11 protein-coding genes and 2 pseudogenes are annotated in these 15,951 nt (G+C 55.6%); 11 read left to right on the forward strand and 2 right to left on the reverse strand.

Annotated features, from left to right (window positions below; genetic code table 11):
- Positions 1–26: 26 nt before the first annotated feature.
- A complete protein-coding gene (locus tag EZJ17_RS04910) occupies positions 27–587 on the reverse strand; it encodes a pseudouridine synthase (protein WP_067444803.1) in 561 nt (186 codons plus the stop codon).
- Positions 588–830: 243 nt separating this feature from the next.
- Between EZJ17_RS04910 and rph the strand changes: the two genes are divergently transcribed.
- The 3 genes from rph (at position 831) to EZJ17_RS04925 (ending at position 3,389) form a co-directional block, all read left to right on the forward strand.
- Entirely contained in the window at positions 831–1,565 is a 735-nt protein-coding gene (rph, locus tag EZJ17_RS04915) for a ribonuclease PH (protein WP_067438930.1), read from the forward strand.
- Between the two features lie 186 nt (positions 1,566–1,751).
- Complete coding sequence (locus EZJ17_RS04920; protein WP_067438928.1) at positions 1,752–2,360, forward strand: glutathione S-transferase family protein; 609 nt, start codon at positions 1,752–1,754, stop codon at positions 2,358–2,360.
- 129 nt (positions 2,361–2,489) lie between these two features.
- Positions 2,490–3,389, forward strand: a complete 900-nt coding sequence (locus EZJ17_RS04925) for a Dyp-type peroxidase (RefSeq protein WP_067438926.1) — start codon at positions 2,490–2,492, stop codon at positions 3,387–3,389.
- 178 nt (positions 3,390–3,567) lie between these two features.
- On the opposite strand, the gene brnQ is transcribed toward EZJ17_RS04925, so the two are convergent.
- The gene (gene brnQ, locus EZJ17_RS04930; RefSeq protein ID WP_067438924.1) at positions 3,568–4,899 is read right to left on the reverse strand and encodes a branched-chain amino acid transport system II carrier protein; all 1,332 of its coding nucleotides are present in this window, start codon (positions 4,897–4,899) and stop codon (positions 3,568–3,570) included.
- A 293-nt stretch (positions 4,900–5,192) separates the two neighbouring features.
- Between brnQ and EZJ17_RS04935 the strand changes: the two genes are divergently transcribed.
- From EZJ17_RS04935 to polA, 8 genes and pseudogenes are all read left to right on the forward strand, one after another.
- Positions 5,193–6,629 carry an MBOAT family O-acyltransferase gene (locus EZJ17_RS04935; protein WP_067438921.1) on the forward strand — a complete coding sequence of 479 codons (1,437 nt, stop codon included), beginning with the start codon at positions 5,193–5,195 and terminating at the stop codon, positions 6,627–6,629.
- 425 nt (positions 6,630–7,054) lie between these two features.
- Positions 7,055–8,077, forward strand: coding sequence for an SGNH/GDSL hydrolase family protein (locus EZJ17_RS04940; protein ID WP_151086562.1), 1,023 nt, complete (start codon positions 7,055–7,057; stop codon positions 8,075–8,077).
- A 39-nt stretch (positions 8,078–8,116) separates the two neighbouring features.
- The gene (locus EZJ17_RS04945; protein ID WP_067438919.1) at positions 8,117–9,301 is read left to right on the forward strand and encodes an SGNH/GDSL hydrolase family protein; all 1,185 of its coding nucleotides are present in this window, start codon (positions 8,117–8,119) and stop codon (positions 9,299–9,301) included.
- 88 nt (positions 9,302–9,389) lie between these two features.
- Complete coding sequence (locus tag EZJ17_RS04950; protein ID WP_067438917.1) at positions 9,390–10,139, forward strand: Nif3-like dinuclear metal center hexameric protein; 750 nt, start codon at positions 9,390–9,392, stop codon at positions 10,137–10,139.
- Between the two features lie 298 nt (positions 10,140–10,437).
- Positions 10,438–10,806: pseudogene (locus EZJ17_RS04955) on the forward strand (Rieske (2Fe-2S) protein); the annotation flags it as partial.
- Between the two features lie 39 nt (positions 10,807–10,845).
- Positions 10,846–11,721 (forward strand): annotated as a pseudogene (locus EZJ17_RS10785) (cytochrome b); the annotation flags it as partial.
- Between the two features lie 280 nt (positions 11,722–12,001).
- Positions 12,002–12,748: a hypothetical protein gene (locus EZJ17_RS04965; protein ID WP_067444804.1), complete on the forward strand. Its 747-nt coding sequence runs from the start codon at positions 12,002–12,004 to the stop codon at positions 12,746–12,748.
- A gap of 343 nt (positions 12,749–13,091) precedes the next feature.
- Positions 13,092–15,878 carry a DNA polymerase I gene (gene polA / locus EZJ17_RS04970; RefSeq protein WP_151086254.1) on the forward strand — a complete coding sequence of 929 codons (2,787 nt, stop codon included), beginning with the start codon at positions 13,092–13,094 and terminating at the stop codon, positions 15,876–15,878.
- Positions 15,879–15,951 lie beyond the last annotated feature (73 nt).

Here is a 15,951-nt window from a genome sequence, read left to right on the forward strand (position 1 = left end):
GTACGGCCATTACGCCGAATATTGAGCTAGGGCAAACACGGTGCAGGCCGCCATTGACCTGGTGCCAGTTCCAGCTGCCACAAATCCAGCCGACCGATGCCCACGCGCACCAGCCGCAGGCAGGGGTAGCCCGCCTTGGCCGTCATGCGGCGGACTTGGCGGTTTTTGCCTTCGCTGATGCGGATTTCCAACCAAAAATCCGGCACGCTCTTGCGCACCCGAATCGGCGGCACGCGCGGCCACAGGCGGTCGGTTTCCGATTTTTCAGGTAGCCTGATCTGCGCCGGGCGGGTAAAGAAATTGCCCAAATCCACACCACGCCGCAATAAATCCAGTTTTGCTTCGTCCGGGCTGCCTTCGAGCTGCGCCCAATAGGTTTTCACCATTTTGTGGCGCGGGTCGGCAATTTTGGCTTGCAGGCGGCCGTCGGCCATGAGCAGTAGCAGGCCTTCGCTGTCGGTGTCCAACCGCCCGGCAGGATAAACATCGGGCAGGTTGATAAACTCTTTCAGCGAGCGGTGTTTTTCGTGCGGGCTGAATTGGCAGATAACCCCATAGGGCTTGTTAAAAACGATTAAATCAGACATGGTGAGCAGGCCGGTGGGGGGTTTCAGGTAGCCTTTTGGGCTGGAATGGCTAGATTATATAGCTGAAATCAAAGCTACTCCAGCCACCTACGCCAGTATTTCCAAGCAATGCCAGCCATCCGGCGGTATAATCATCCCCGGCTGAGCTGAGGCTACCTGAAAACCCGAGCAGCAACGAAGAGGAAGCGTAGCGAGGTTTCGGCCAAACCAAGGCCCAACCCCCATCTACATAGCGAGAACACCATGTCCCCAGCCCCCATCCGCACCGGCCGTGCTGCCGACCAACTGCGCAATATCAGCATCACCCCGCATTTCCTGCCTCATGCCGACGGCTCTGTCCTGATTGCCTGCGGCAACACCAAAGTGATTTGTACCGCCAGCATCGACGAATCCGTTCCACCCTTTCTACGCGGCAAAAATCAAGGCTGGGTAACCGCCGAATACGGCATGCTTCCCGCCTCCACCGCCAGCCGCATGCGCCGCGAAGCCGCCCAAGGCAAGCAATCCGGCCGTACTCAGGAAATCCAACGCCTGATTGGGCGCTCCTTGCGTGCCGCCGTAGATTTAAGTCAGCTTGGCGAACGCCAAATCCTGATCGATTGCGACGTGATCCAAGCCGACGGCGGCACCCGTACTGCCAGCATCACCGGCGCATACGTCGCCCTGCATTTGGCCATTGGCAAGCTCTTGGCCGCAGGCAAACTCGCGCACAACCCGATTCGTGAAGCCGTAGCCGCCGTGTCGCTCGGCATCGTTGGCGGCGTGCCCCTGCTCGATTTGGACTACCCCGAAGACTCCGGTTGCGACAGCGACATCAACCTCGTAATGACCGCCTCCGGCAACATCATCGAAATTCAAGGCACTGCCGAAGGCGCCGCCTTCAGCCCTGCCGCACTCACCCAACTGCTCGCACTTGGCCAAAAAGGCATCGCCGAACTGCTGCAACACCAGCAGGCCGCCATTGCTGCTGCCGGCTAAGGCTACCTGAAAGCCGGTTTAACGCCGCAATCCATTTCAATTTCGTTGTAGCAGTATTTCAGGTAGCCTCAAAGCGCGCAACAGGCTACCTGAAAACGAAGCTTCCGAAGGAAGCTGAGTTTCTGCGAAGCTAAAACCTAGCTGCACCGAAGTTAAAACAAACTGCAATCAAAACGAAGGAAACCCATGAAGTTCTACACCAGCCCCACTTCCCCCTATGGCCGCCTTATCCTGCTCGCCGCCCTCCCTCAGCATGAGCTCGATTTCGCCATTGCCTACACCAATCCTTGGGAAAACCCCGCCGAGCTCCAAGCCCTCAACCCCTTCTCCCAAGTGCCCGTTCTGCAAACCGACAGCGGTACCGTTATCGGCAACAGCCCGTTTATCTTGGACTTCCTGCTCGGCCACCCCCTGCACACCGCCGAGCAAACCGCCACCGCCGCCTTTGCCTTCTCCCTGCTCGACCAACTGGTGAAACTCTTCGGCCTGCAAAAATTCAAAGCCGAAAACACCCCCGACCACCCGCTCACCGAACGCGCCCGCGCCGCCTGCATCCGAGGACTGGCCGCCGCCCCGCAGCTGGATGCCGACAGCGGCGATGTCGCCCACCTGGCGCTGGGCATGGCCTTGGTGTTCATGCAATACCGCCTGCCTGATTTGCAGCCCCACCTCAGCCCCGCCAACCAAAGCGCATTGGCACAATTCACCGCCCGCGCCGACGTGCGCGCCGTGTCGCCGGAAAACTTGGAAACCCGCCCCGCCACCTTGGCACAACTGCGGCATGGTTTGGTTTAGCCCTATCCGCATCCCCGCCGACACGGCCAAAGGCTACCTGAAAAACAGCACCGCCGAATTTTCAGGTAGCCTGCCGTTATAATTGCGTGCATCGCCCAAACAATACCAAGACAAGAAAGGATTATCAGCATGAGTACCCCGCAAACCGCTATCATCCCGGAAACCATCACCGCCGCCATTTATATCGAGGCCGACGTGCGCGACGCCGCCAAAGTCAAAACCGCCTGTCGCGAAGCCCTCGCCGCGCTGGCCGACTGCCAAACCCGTTTCCCCGGCCACGAGTTGGGCATGACCATCGCCTTCGGTGCAGACTTCTGGCGCGGCCTGAACCACAGCGGCGAAGGCGAAGAAATCCGCCCCTTCGTGCCGCTGGGCAACGGCCTGTGCCCCGCCACCCAGTGCGATTTGATGATCCATATCCAATCCACCCATACCGGCCTGAACTATTTGCTGGCGGAAAAAATGCTGGCCGCTTTCGGCGAATCGCTTGAAGTGAAAAACGAAACCCACGGCTTCCGTATGCCGGAAGAGCGCGGGTTGGACGGCTTCGTGGACGGTACAGAAAACCCGCACGGCGATGATGAAATCGCTTCCGTGGGCATCATTGCCGAAGGGAAAAGTGCAGGCGGCATCTATGTGGTGTTGCAACAATACTTGCACGACCTGAAAAAATGGGACAGCATCAGCGTGAAAGAGCAGGAGCAGGCCGTTGGCCGCAGCAAGGCCGACAACATCGAGTTTGCCCGCGAAGACCGTTTGCCCGATTCGCACCTGGGCCGCACTAACATCAAGGAAAACGGTGTCGGCCTGAAAATCGTGCGCCGCAGCCTGCCTTTCGGCCAAGTGAGCGGCGAGCACGGCCTGCAATTCATCGCCTACAGCGCCAGCCTGCACAATATCGACGAGCAGCTGAAATTCATGTTCGGCGAAAAAGACGGCAAAATCGACCTGTTGCTAAAACATATGTCCACCGCCAAGCGCAGTGCCTACTACTATGCGCCGAGCGTGGAGCGCTTGGCTGATCTGTGATGTTGCAGATTGGTTTGATTGGCCGACAATACAAAGGCTACCTGAATTTCAGGTAGCCTTTAATCTAATCGAGAACATGGGTTGGCTTGCTATAAAAGGCTACCTGAAAACATTGCGGAACAGCGCCGCGTTTGTTTCAGGTAGCCTTACTTATCTCGCTATCAAGTAATCTAATTAATCAAACTGTTTCCTGATCAGCCGGTTTACCGACAGCCATTTTGCCGATGATGCTGCCGAGCACAATCCCGGCCAGGGCGAAAGGTAGCCACTCCAGCGAATAGGCTTTCAACGGCAGTTGTTCGGTAAAACCTGCACCGGCCACGGAGAGGATGGAAACCGCGGTAGCCAGGCCGGTGGCGAGGCGGTGGGCAAGCAGGGGCATCGGGCGGATGAAGTTGTCGATAATCAGCAGCAGCAGGATGGTCATGGCAATCGGGTAGAGCACCATCAATACGGGCACAGATTTGCCGATAACGGCGCTCAAGCCTTGGTTGGCCAGGATAAAGCTCACGAGGGTTACCGCGATGACGTAGCTGCTGTAGCGGATGCGCGGGAACAGTCCATAGAAGAATTCGCCCACGGCGGTAACCAGACCGACCGAGGTGGTAAGGCAAGCGAGGGTAACGATGATGCCGAACAGGATACGGCCGAAGCTGCCGAAGGTTTGGTAGGCGGCGGTATTGAGCAGGAAGGAGCCGATGTCTTGCTGTTTGGCAGACAGGTCGGCCAGGGTGTCGGGCGACACGGGCAGACGGTTGCTCACCCAGGCTAGGCCGACATAAATAATAGCCAGCGATACGGCGGCAATGATACCGGCCACAAAAGTTTGCTTCATCACCACTTGGTTATCGCGCTGATCTGCCGGCATTTTGGCCTTAATGGCGTTGATCACAATCACGGAAAAGGCCACGGAGGCAAGCACGTCCATGGTTTGGTAGCCACCAATAAAACCGGCTAAGAAGGCGGATTGGTCGCCAAAGTTGGCAGCCGACATGGTGGGCGGGTTGCCGTAGAGCCACCACACGGATTTGCCGATCAGGGCCAGGATGGCGATGAGCAGCGCAGGGGTGAGGATGGCGCCGATGCGTTCGACCATTTTGGAGGGGTTCAGGCTCAGCCACAGGGTGATGGCGTAGTAAACCACGGTGAAGGCGAGAAGCGAGGTGCGGCCGGCTTCGCCGATAAAGGGCAGCACGGCCATTTCGTAGGAGGTGGCGCCGGTGCGCGGGATGGCGAAGAAGGGGCCGATGGTGAGATAAATCGCCATCAGAAAAATGACGGCAAACCAAGGGTGGATGCGGGTGAGGGAGGTTTTGTAGCCATTGTGATAGAAGGCGCTTACCATGATACCCAACAGAGGCAGGCCAACGCCGGTAATCACGAAGCCGAGGAGGGTGCTCCAGAATTCGGAGCCGCTATTGAGGCCGAGAGTGGGCGGAAAAATCAGGTTGCCGGCGCCAAAAAAGATGGCGAACAGCATAAAGCCGATAATAAAGGTGTTTTTATTCATGATGTTCTCTGGTAGGCTACTATTGCTTGGATATGGCCGATAGCTGCGGTAAAAAGGTATTATGATACCGAATCGGCTGTTAAAGGGATAGGGCGGCTGGCTAAACGGATTTTGGCTTCGTTGAAGCTTATGCTTTCAGGTAGCCCTTTTGAAGCTACCTGGGAAAAGCGATCTGCCTGAAACCAAATCTACACGGCACAGAAGATGTAAAAGGCTTTATCCCGGCAGAAGGACACAGTATAATTCAATAATTTCGCCAACGAATTACCCCTTTCTTTCTTTGCGCTGATTTTATGCCGCTGCTGTCAATAGAATTTGCTGCCTTTTTCCTGTGCTTCTTCCCTGTTTACTGGCTGTTGGCCAAGCGGCCGCGCTGGCAGAATTGGCTATTGCTATTTGCTGGGTTGGGTTGGTTGTGGCATTTGCATTGGGGGTTTGCCGTGGCCGTGCTAGCGTTTTCACTGGGTACTACGTTGATTGCTGCCGGTCTGTCGCAGGGAAGGAGACAGACGGCGCGTCGCAGATGGTTCACGGTTGGCGTGCTGCTGGCGATGTTGAATTTGTCGTTTTTCAAATATGTGGATTTCTTCCTGCCGCTGTTGCAGCGAAGCGGGCACGATGCGGCACTGGGTATTTTGATGCCGCTGGGCATTTCCTACTACACCTTTCAAGGCGTGGCTTATCTGGTGTCGCTCTACCGCAATGAAGACGTGCGGCTCAAATGGCGCGAGCTTTTGCTGTATTTTAGCTTTTTTCCCACCATCACTTCCGGCCCGATTGCCCGTACCGGCCAATTAAAAAGCATCTATGGCACAGACGGCGGCATGGCGGCGCAAATCCGCAGCGAACAACCGCGCACCATGATCCGCCCGGCATTGGCTATTGGCCTGATTGTGCTGGGTATCTGCAAAAAATGGTGGCTGGCCGGGGCGCTAGGCGGTAACTGGGTGGATCCGGTGTTTGAAAACCCGCTGCAATACGACTCCATCACAGTGCTCACTGCGATGTATGGCTACACCGTTCAACTATTTATGGATTTTTCCGGCTACACCGATTTGGTGGTGGGCATGGCCATGTTGCTCGGCTTTCAGCTGCCGCAAAACTTCGCCATGCCACTACGCGCGTTTAATCTGCGCGATTTTTGGAACCGCTGGCACATCACGCTCTCCACCTGGATTCGCGACTACATCTATATCCCGCTGGGCGGCAGCCGCAAAGGCTGGCGGCGCACACAAATCAATTTGATGATTGCCATGCTGCTCTCCGGCATCTGGCACGGCCATGGTTGGAATTTCCTGCTGTGGGGCGCGTTGCACGGCGTTGGGCTGGTGGGGCTGAATATCGGTGATAAAATGCTGGGCGGGCGCGAGAAACTGTCCGGCTTGTCCCGTTTTGGTAAACTAGTAGCGGTACTGTTTACCGTAAACTTTGTCTGTCTCACCTTTGTAGTATTCCGCACTGAAAGTCTGGCCGATACCGGGCTGATGTTCCGATCGTTGTTGGGTGGAGGCGGCAGTGACGTACCGGAATTGGAAACCTTATTAGTGCTGGGTGCGATGGTGTTCGCACTGGCCGCCTACGGCCTCTTATCCAAGCTGTTTGACAGCGCAATAGTGCTCTTGGAACGCCTGCCGATGTGGATATGGCCGCTACCGATGAGTGCCACCATGTGGCTATTGATGGTGTTTGCCCCTTCCGGCATTCCGGGCTTTATGTATGCCAACTTTTAATAACCATAATAATAAGAAAGGATTGGGCAGTTATGAATCCCAGCAAAGCCAAACGCAGAGCCAATAAAAACAAACACCGCAACAAAACCACACGCCGCAAATCTAGTACGAAAAAACGCCCTGAGCAGCTGGAATTACCGGTATCTGTATCGGAGCAGGTAGCAACCAACCCTGATTCGCAAGCCAAACCCGCAGCCAAAGCGGCCAAACCCGAATCCGCATCGCTAACCCATTTTCAGGTAGCCTCAGGCAAAACAACCAGAGCAGGGCACAAAACGCCGCAGCGCAAACCGAAACCTGCACAATTTGCTACCGTGCGTCCGGCCAAAACCACCCACTCCGTGGCCGACGCAATCGGCATCCCGAGTGCAACACCGGATAACCAAAGCAAGCCCTCCTCCCCGGTGTGGCGGCTGTATGCGGCTATGCTGCTCACTGCACTGTTCACCGTGTGGTTTAGTCAAGATTCTATCAACGCCTATTGGCAGCAAACCTACCACCGTGCTAGCCCTTTGGAAAAATTAACCGACTATGGTTGGTGGCGTAACGGCAGCCGTTGGCAGCAGGCAGCCTTGCAGCGGCATGAAGCTGCCCTAAGCTGGCTGGAAGCCGAAAACAAAAGCTGGCGCGAGCAGCACGCCACCGCACACATCCCGCCGGGTGTAGTGTTACTCACTGCATCTGCTGTACCGCCTGAAACCAGAACCAAATCCGCTTCCGAGCCGGCTGCGGCACAAAACACCGCATCCAAACCACTGCACGAGTACGTGCAGCTTTCAGCAGGCGACAAAGTATTCTTTGCCGGCGATTCCATGATGGAAGGTGTAGCGCCGCATGTACAGAGATGGTTGAGCAGCCAATACGGCATCGACTCACTCAACCTCAGCCGTCAAAGCACTGGCCTTTCGTACCCCAGCTTCTTCGACTGGCCGGCCACCATAGAAAAAATCTTGCGGGAAGATCAAAAAATCAAGTTGCTGGTGGTGTTCCTGGGGCCAAACGACCCTTGGGATTTCCCCAGTCCTGAGCCGGGCACCCAAAGCTACCTAAAATTCCAAAGCCCTGAATGGGAACAGGTTTACCGGCAGCGTATTGAACGCATTGTTGTTGCCGCCAAAGCAGCTAACGTTCAGATTATCTGGCTGGGCATTCCACTGATGAAGAGTACCCGCTTCAATGCCCAAATGCGTTACTTAGACAGCCTATTTGCCAGTGAGCTGGCCGGAAAAACCATCTGGTTACCTACCGACAAAATCATGGGTGGCGAAGATGGGAAATACCGAGACAGCATCAGCATCAACGGACAAACCGTCCGTTTGCGCAGCAAAGACGGCATTCATTTCACCATAAAGGGGCAACAGCTTCTGGCCGACCAGATAGCAGGCCGCATCGACTATCAGCCCACCAATTCCGTTGCGCCCGCCACCCCACCGCCTCCGAAACTGTGATGGCGAATAGAAAATCATAATTTAAGGATAGCTAGAGTAATGTTGTTTTCCAAAAAAGGCCGCCAACTGGCCTTAATGACTGTCTGCCTGCTCGCCTGCCAGGCCTGCAGCGCCGAAACCGCCGCCCAAGGTTCTTCTGAAAAAGCCGAGCTCACCAACTACGGCAGCTGGCAGCCCGTGTGGCTCGACAAGCTGCAACGGCTCAACCGTGGGGACGACGTGAAATTCCGCATCATCCAGCTGGGCGACTCTCATACCGCCGGCGACTACTTCACCAACGAATTGCGCACCCGCCTGCAACAACAGTGGGGTGATGGCGGCATCGGCTGGGTATATCCCAACACTGTATCCGGCCAGCGTAACGCCCAAGTGCTGCATAGCAGCAGCGGCTGGCAGGTGTTGAGCAACCGCAACGCCCGTGCCGAATTCCCATTGGGCGGTATTCTTAGCCGCTCCTCTGGTGGCAGCGGTAGCGTAACCGTTAACCCCCGCAGCCCTATCAGCGAAGCCCAACAAATCACCATCACCGCCCGCCCCATGTTTGCCGACAGCGAACTTAAAGTGTACGGCGCGCAAGGCAGCCAAGTCGCCTCCCTGCCCAATCTCGGCAGTAACGCTTGGCAGTATTTCTCCTTCACCTCCCAGCTGCCGCTCAGCTACCGAGCTCAAGCTGGCGATATTTGGGAAATCGGCCACATCAACATCGAAAACAACCGCCCCGGCGTAACCGTATCGGCCATGGGCATCAATGGCTCGCAGCTCTCCCAATGGAGCGGCTGGCGCGCCGATTGGCAGCAGGATTTATCTGCCACCCAGGCCGATTTGGTCATCCTGGCCTACGGCACCAACGAGGCGTTTAACAGCCATCTCGACATGGCGCAAACCAAACGCATCTGGGCCAATACCATCCATAAAATCCGCGAAGCCCTGCCTGGTGCCGGCATCCTGATTATCGGCGCACCTGAGTCGCTTCAAGGACGGCACGGCCAATGCGGCCAACGCCCGCCTTATCTTGACGCCATACAGCAAATGCAGCGCGAAGTGGCGCAGCAGGAGCAAATTTTGTATTGGTCGTGGCAGGCTGCTATGGGGGGCGCGTGCAGTATGAAAAGCTGGATGGCACAAGGCTTAGGCGCGCGCGACGGTGTGCATTTCACCGCTCAAGGTTACCAAACCGCTGCTGGCAAACTGGCCGACGACATCATCAAACTGGCCAATAAATAACCCGCCCAAACAGATTTCAGGTAGCCTTAGATACGAGGCTACCTGAAAATACAATAGACCCATTACCCATTCGCTCCGGAGCCCAACCATGCCGCAATGCCAAGACATCATCCGCTGGTGCAACGAATTTTTGCGCACAGCCGAATTTCACGACTATGCCCCCAACGGCTTGCAAGTGGAAGGACGAGACGAGGTGCGCAAAATCGTGTGTGCCGTTACCGCCAGCCAGGCCGCCATCGATTATGCCGTGGAGCAGGATGCTGATATGCTCTTGGTGCACCACGGTCTGTTTTGGAAAAGCGAGCCAGCAACCATCACTGGCTGGAAACACCGCCGCATCGCCACGCTTATTCGACACAACATCAATATGGCCGGCTACCACCTGCCGCTTGATGCCCACCCCGAAGCGGGTAATAACGCACAGCTGGCAGCACGCATGGGTTGGCGCATCGAAGGCCAAACCGGCGAGCAAAACCTAATAATGTTCGGCACACCAGAGGCAGAGGCAGACGGCCATGCACTGCTGGCTAATCTGGCTGAGTGCTTGGGACGCAAGCCGGTTTCCGCCGGCGATTTGTCGCGGCCGGTGCGTAAGCTGGCCTGGTGTACCGGCGGGGCGCAGGGTTTTTTCCAGCAGGCGATCGATATTGGTGTAGACGCCTTCGTTACCGGCGAGATTTCCGAAGCGCAATACCATTTGGCGCAGGAAAACGGTGTGCTGTTCGTGAGTGCCGGCCACCACGCCACCGAACGTTACGGCATCCAGGCGCTGTCGACACGGTTACAGCAAGAATGGCCGCTGGAATGCCTGTTTTTTGATGAAGACAATCCAGCCTAAGTTTAAGTTGTCATGTAATCTTTACATCTTGCTTTTCAGGTAGCCTTGGATGCATTTTTATCATTTGAACAAGTTGTTACATTATTGCACTTATGCCCATGCTCCCTGCTGCGGCAAGACAAATCTTTACTTTATTTTAAATATTTCTTTAAGTGTTGATTTAGGTTAAGTTAAATCACGCCGCTGCGCTATTGGCAGGATGAGGCCTTTGCAAAGTTGCCTCCTTGCGACGCCACAACGGCTGTTGTGCAAAAGCCTTGGTATTTCGGTATTTTCAGAGTATTAGGATGATTAAGTAATGACTAACCAAGAAATCAATCAAGAACAACGGCGCTTTTTGGTGCTGGCCACTGCCGGAGCCGCCGGTGTGGTGCGCTGGGGGTAGCCAGCCTTTCGTTGTCAGTTTTTCCCTTCGGAAAAGGCCAAAGCAACCATTGCGCCGATCGACATCGACATGAGAAAAATTGAAACCGGCCAGTTGGTTACCGCCGAGTGACGCGGCAAGTGGATTTGGGTGCACGCTGGAAAGGGAGCTTCTTTTGCCTGTGCTATGGTTCCAAATTCAACTTGGTCAGCCGTGCGTTCAAAGGAATGCTAGCGCCGTCCAATCTGGTGATCCCTCCTTATAAATATCTATACTGAAACTACCATCCGCGTGGGTGAAGACAGCTTATACCGAGGAACAAATCATGACCAATCAAACTATAACCTAAACCAATACTATCTGCCCGCCACACTTACTGCGGCGGAATACATCATACGGGATGTGTCTGACGGCTGGATTATCCGCTATTTGTACTCCCCGGCACTTCGTTGTTCTTCATCGTGGTGTACCTGCTATATTCCGCGGCCTGATTTACGGCTCGTTCAAAAAACCGCGCGAGCTCGTGTGGGTGTGTGGCGCGCTGATTTTCCTCGCCCTGACGGCGGAAGCCTTTCAGATGTCGTTTGGGGGCACGCAGGTAATCATCAACCTGTTCGGTACCATTCCCGTAATCGGCCCTGATTTGTCCACTTGGATTCGCGGCGACTTTAACGTTTCCGACGTTATGCTCAACCGCTTCTTATGCCCTGCACGTGATGGCCGTGCCGCTGGTGCTGGTCGGTTTGGTGGTGGCGCATTTGATTGCGCTGCACGAAGTGGGCTCCAACAACCCAGACAGCGTGGCAATCAAGTGTAAATCAAAAAGCTGAAAGACGAAAATGGCATCCCGCTCAACAGCTTCCCCTTCCATTCGTATTACACCATGTAAAAGATATTTTGGTTCCTGATTGTGTTCTGCTCCATCATGTTCTTCGCTCCTGAAAGCGACCGCTTCCTCGAAGCGCCCAACTTCAACGTGGCCACCTCACTGAAAGCTCCGGAGCACATCGCCCCGGTATGGTATTTCACCTCGTTCTACGCCATCTTGCGCGCTGTTCCCTCGTTTCCTGGCACGTAGATGTGAGGTGTAACCGGTATGGGTGCGGCAGTGATTCTGATTGCCCGCCTGTCTGGCTCAACCGTTCGCCGGTGAAGTCTGTGCGCTACCGTAACACCACCTTCAAAACCATGCTGGTGCTGTTCCTGTTCGCCATCATACTGCCGCTGGCCTACTTCCTGAAGAAGGAATAAAGGAATACTGGAAAAACGTGCACTAAGCATACCGCAGCAAGAAACACAGCTTGGAAACAGCTTGTGTTTTTTGGGGAAAGAGGCTACCTGAAACCATAAACCACCAACAAAGAAAGCAAGCCGCAGGCCGGATGCTGGTATCTAACAAAGCGCCTGATATACTGAATACTTCAAATCACAGCAGCTATATTTTTAGGTAGCCTCAAACCGATTCAGGCTACCTGAACCCCAATCAAAGAGCCACAGAATGCAAGCCTTTATCGAAGAAGCCTACCAGCTGTTTGCTCCCTATACAGTCCGCTTCCCTCTCAATATCTGCACCTGCGAATGCTGCACGCCTAAAGACTGCCAACGCGAACTGCTGCGCTACCGATTACGCGAGATTCCTGCCAACAACCTGGCCGGCTATCTGGGCAGCGTACCGCTGGCAGACGAAGCCGCCACAGCGCGCGATATGAAGCATTTCCTGCCGCGCATTTTGCAGGCTTTGGTAAACGACGAAGATGTGCGTTCTCTCGACGAAATGCTGCTCGACAAATTGCTCTGTGACCTACCAGAATGCTGGCCGGAAGATGAAATCCGCTGGCTGCACCGCTTCGCTGCCGCTTGGTTTGCACACCAAATCGCCGCTCCGCGCTACGAAGGCTGTCTGTCCGCATGGCTGGCCATGTTCCACTTTGCGGGCCTAGACGTAACCGACAAGCTGCTCGCCCTGTGGACACAGTCTGCTTCTGAAACCAACGCCCTGCGCGAATTTATCGGCCTGTATCTGACCATACCCTATGGTGCAAACGAACCGGACTGGTATAAAGCCTGTTATCTCCCCGACCATCGCCCGCATCGTGAGTATCTAGTCACCAAACTTTCTGTCTGGTTTGCTGACCCGCACACCCGCGCCACCTTTCGCCGAGCCTCTGAGCAAGCCTTGCTGGCCGGCCGTGAAAAGCCGGAAGAAACCCTGCTGTGGGAACAATGCTACAACTGGCTGGCTTGAAGACTACCTGAAAAACCGGCCGAGCAATTTGAGCCACATAGCAATTCACGTTATTTGAGCTTTACTGCTGCACCGCTTGCAACCAACCTTGAGCTTACTTCCAGAGTAGGGCAGCATTACCACTTTGCTTGCCAATAAAAAGCATCTTCTGAATAAAAGCAAATCCGTCATCCATCCTCTAAAAGGCTACCTGAAATTCTAGCGCCGCTGTTTTCAGGTAGCCTTTCTTCCACCTGCCAAAGGCTAGCTGCAATCTGCCGTTCGGTTTTGGCTGGCTTTCAGGTAACCTGCTTATTGTGCGCTATAATCCCGCTGTTTTCATTTCACACAAACGGTTGCCCAAATGCGCAAAACCCTCCTCCTCGTTGACGGCTCTTCTTATCTCTACCGCGCTTATCACGCGATGGCGCAGTTGACCGCGCCTGACGGTGCGCCGACGGGTGCGCTTTACGGCGTGTTGAATATGTTGCGTCGTCTGCGGGCGGATTATGTGCATGATTATTGCGCGGTGGTGTTTGATGCGAAGGGCAAGAATTTCCGCCACGAGATGTTCCCCGACTACAAGGCGACGCGCCCGCCGATGCCGGACGATTTGCGTCCGCAGGCGGAAGCCTTGCCGGATTTGGTGCGGCTGATGGGCTGGCCGGTGCTGGTGATTCCGCAAGTGGAAGCGGACGACGTCATCGGCACGCTGGCGGCGATGGCAGACGAAGTGGGTTGGAATGTGGTGGTGTCCACCGGCGATAAGGACATGGCGCAGCTGGTGAACGAGCGCGTGACGCTGGTGAACACGATGAGCGGCGAAACGCTGGATATTGAAGGCGTGAAGGAGAAATTCGGCGTTCGCCCCGACCAAATCCGCGATTATCTCGCGCTGATGGGCGACAAGGTGGACAATGTGCCGGGCGTGGAGAAGTGCGGCCCGAAAACGGCGGTGAAGTGGCTGGAAGCCTACGGCTCGCTGGCCAGTGTGATGGAACACGCTGCGGAAATCAAAGGCAAGGTCGGCGAAAACCTGCAAGCCGCGCTGCCCCAACTGCCGCTGTCGTATGATTTGGTAACGATTAAAACCGATGTGGACTTGCACACCGAGCTTTCAGACGGCCTCGAAAGCCTGCGCCGCACTTCGCCGAAATGGTCGCAGCTTGCGATCGATTTCAAACGCTGGGGCTTCCGCACTTGGTTGAAAGAAGCGGAAAGCCGTATGCACGAAGCGGCGGACGGCGATTTGTTCGGCAGCGATACGATAGGCGAACAGGCGGCGTTGGACATGGAAACATCGTCTGAAAGGCTACCTGAAAAAGCCGTTGCACCCGAAAAACTGGATTATCAAGCCGTTACCACCGAAGCGCAGTTTGCCGCTTTGTTGGACAAACTGTCGCAGGCGGACAAAATCGGCATCGATACAGAAACCACGTCATTAGACGCGATGAACGCCGCGCTGGTCGGCATCAGCATCGCGTTCCAAGCGGGCGAAGCGGTTTACATCCCCGTAGGACACAGCCTGACTGCCGCGCCCGAACAGCCTGATTTGCAAGACGTATTAGGTCGTCTGAAACCGCATTTGGAAAACCCTGCCCTGAAAAAAATCGGGCAAAACCTCAAATACGACCAACATGTTTTCGCCAACTACGGCATCGCCCTGAACGGTATTGCCGGCGACGCCATGCTCGCTTCCTACATCATCGAGAGCCATCTCGGACACGGATTGGACGAATTGTCCGAACGCTGGCTCGGCTTGGAAACCATTACCTACGAATCGCTGTGCGGCAAAGGCGCGAAGCAAATCGGTTTTGCCGACGTCGCCATCGGGCAGGCGACCGAATACGCCGCCCAAGACGCCGATTTCGCCCTGCGCCTCGAAGCGCACCTGCGCGCGCAGATGGACGCCAAGCAGCTTGAAATGTATGAAAAAATGGAGCTGCCCGTCGCGCAGGTATTGTTTGAAATGGAACGCAACGGCGTGCAAATCGACCGTGCCGAACTCGCCCGCCAAAGTGCCGAACTCGGTGCCGAGCTGATGAAGCTCGAACAGGAAGCCTACGCTGCCGCAGGCCAGCCGTTCAACCTCAACTCGCCCAAACAGCTGCAAGAAATCCTGTTCGACAAAATGGGCATCCCCACCAAAGGCCTGAAAAAAACCGCCAAAGGCGGCATTTCCACCAACGAAGCCGTGCTCGAACAGCTCGCGCCCGACTACCCCCTGCCCAAAATCATCCTGCAAAACCGCGGCCTGGCGAAGCTCAAATCCACTTACACCGACAAACTGCCCGAAATGATTTCCCCCAAAGACGGCCGCGTGCATACCACCTACGCCCAAGCCGTCGCCATTACCGGCCGCCTCGCCAGCAACAACCCCAACCTGCAAAACATCCCCATCCGCACCGCCGAAGGCCGCCGCGTGCGCCGCGCCTTCACCGCACCGCAAGGCAGCGTCATCGTTTCCGCCGACTATTCCCAAATCGAGCTGCGCATCATGGCGCACCTCTCCGGCGACAAAACCCTGATTGCCGCGTTCCAAAACGGCGAAGACGTACACCGCCGCACCGCCGCCGAAGTATTCGGCATCGCCCCCGAAAACGTCTCGCCCGAACAACGCCGCTACGCCAAAACCATCAACTTCGGCCTCATTTACGGCATGGGCCAATACGGACTCGCCAAATCGCTGGGCATAGACAACCTGTCCGCCAAAACCTTCATCGACCGCTACTTCGCCCGCTATCCCGGCGTCGCCGAATACATGCAGCGCACCAAAGAACAAGCCGCCGCCCAAGGCTTTGTCGAAACCCTGTTCGGCCGCCGCCTCTACCTGCCCGACATCCGCAACAAAAACGCCAACGCCCGCGCCGGAGCCGAACGCGCCGCCATCAACGCCCCCATGCAAGGCACCGCCTCCGACCTCATCAAACGCGCCATGATAGACGTGTCCCGCTGGCTGGTTTCAGGTAGCCTGAAAAGCAAACTGATCATGCAGGTGCATGACGAATTGGTACTGGAAGTGCCTGAAGCCGAACTGGATTTAGTCAAAGAAAAACTGCCGCAGATTATGGCGAAAGTGGATGAAGGGATGTTGAAAGTGCCGCTGGTGGCTGAGGTAGGCGTGGGAATGAATTGGGAAGAGGCACATTAAAAAGGTTAGTTACATTTATTGATTAACACAAAAAGGCTTCCTGAAAATTTCAGGTAGCCTTTCTCTCAAGTAC

It is taken from the genome of Eikenella exigua, from assembly GCF_008805035.1.
Classification (GTDB): Bacteria; Pseudomonadota; Gammaproteobacteria; order Burkholderiales; family Neisseriaceae; genus Eikenella; species Eikenella exigua.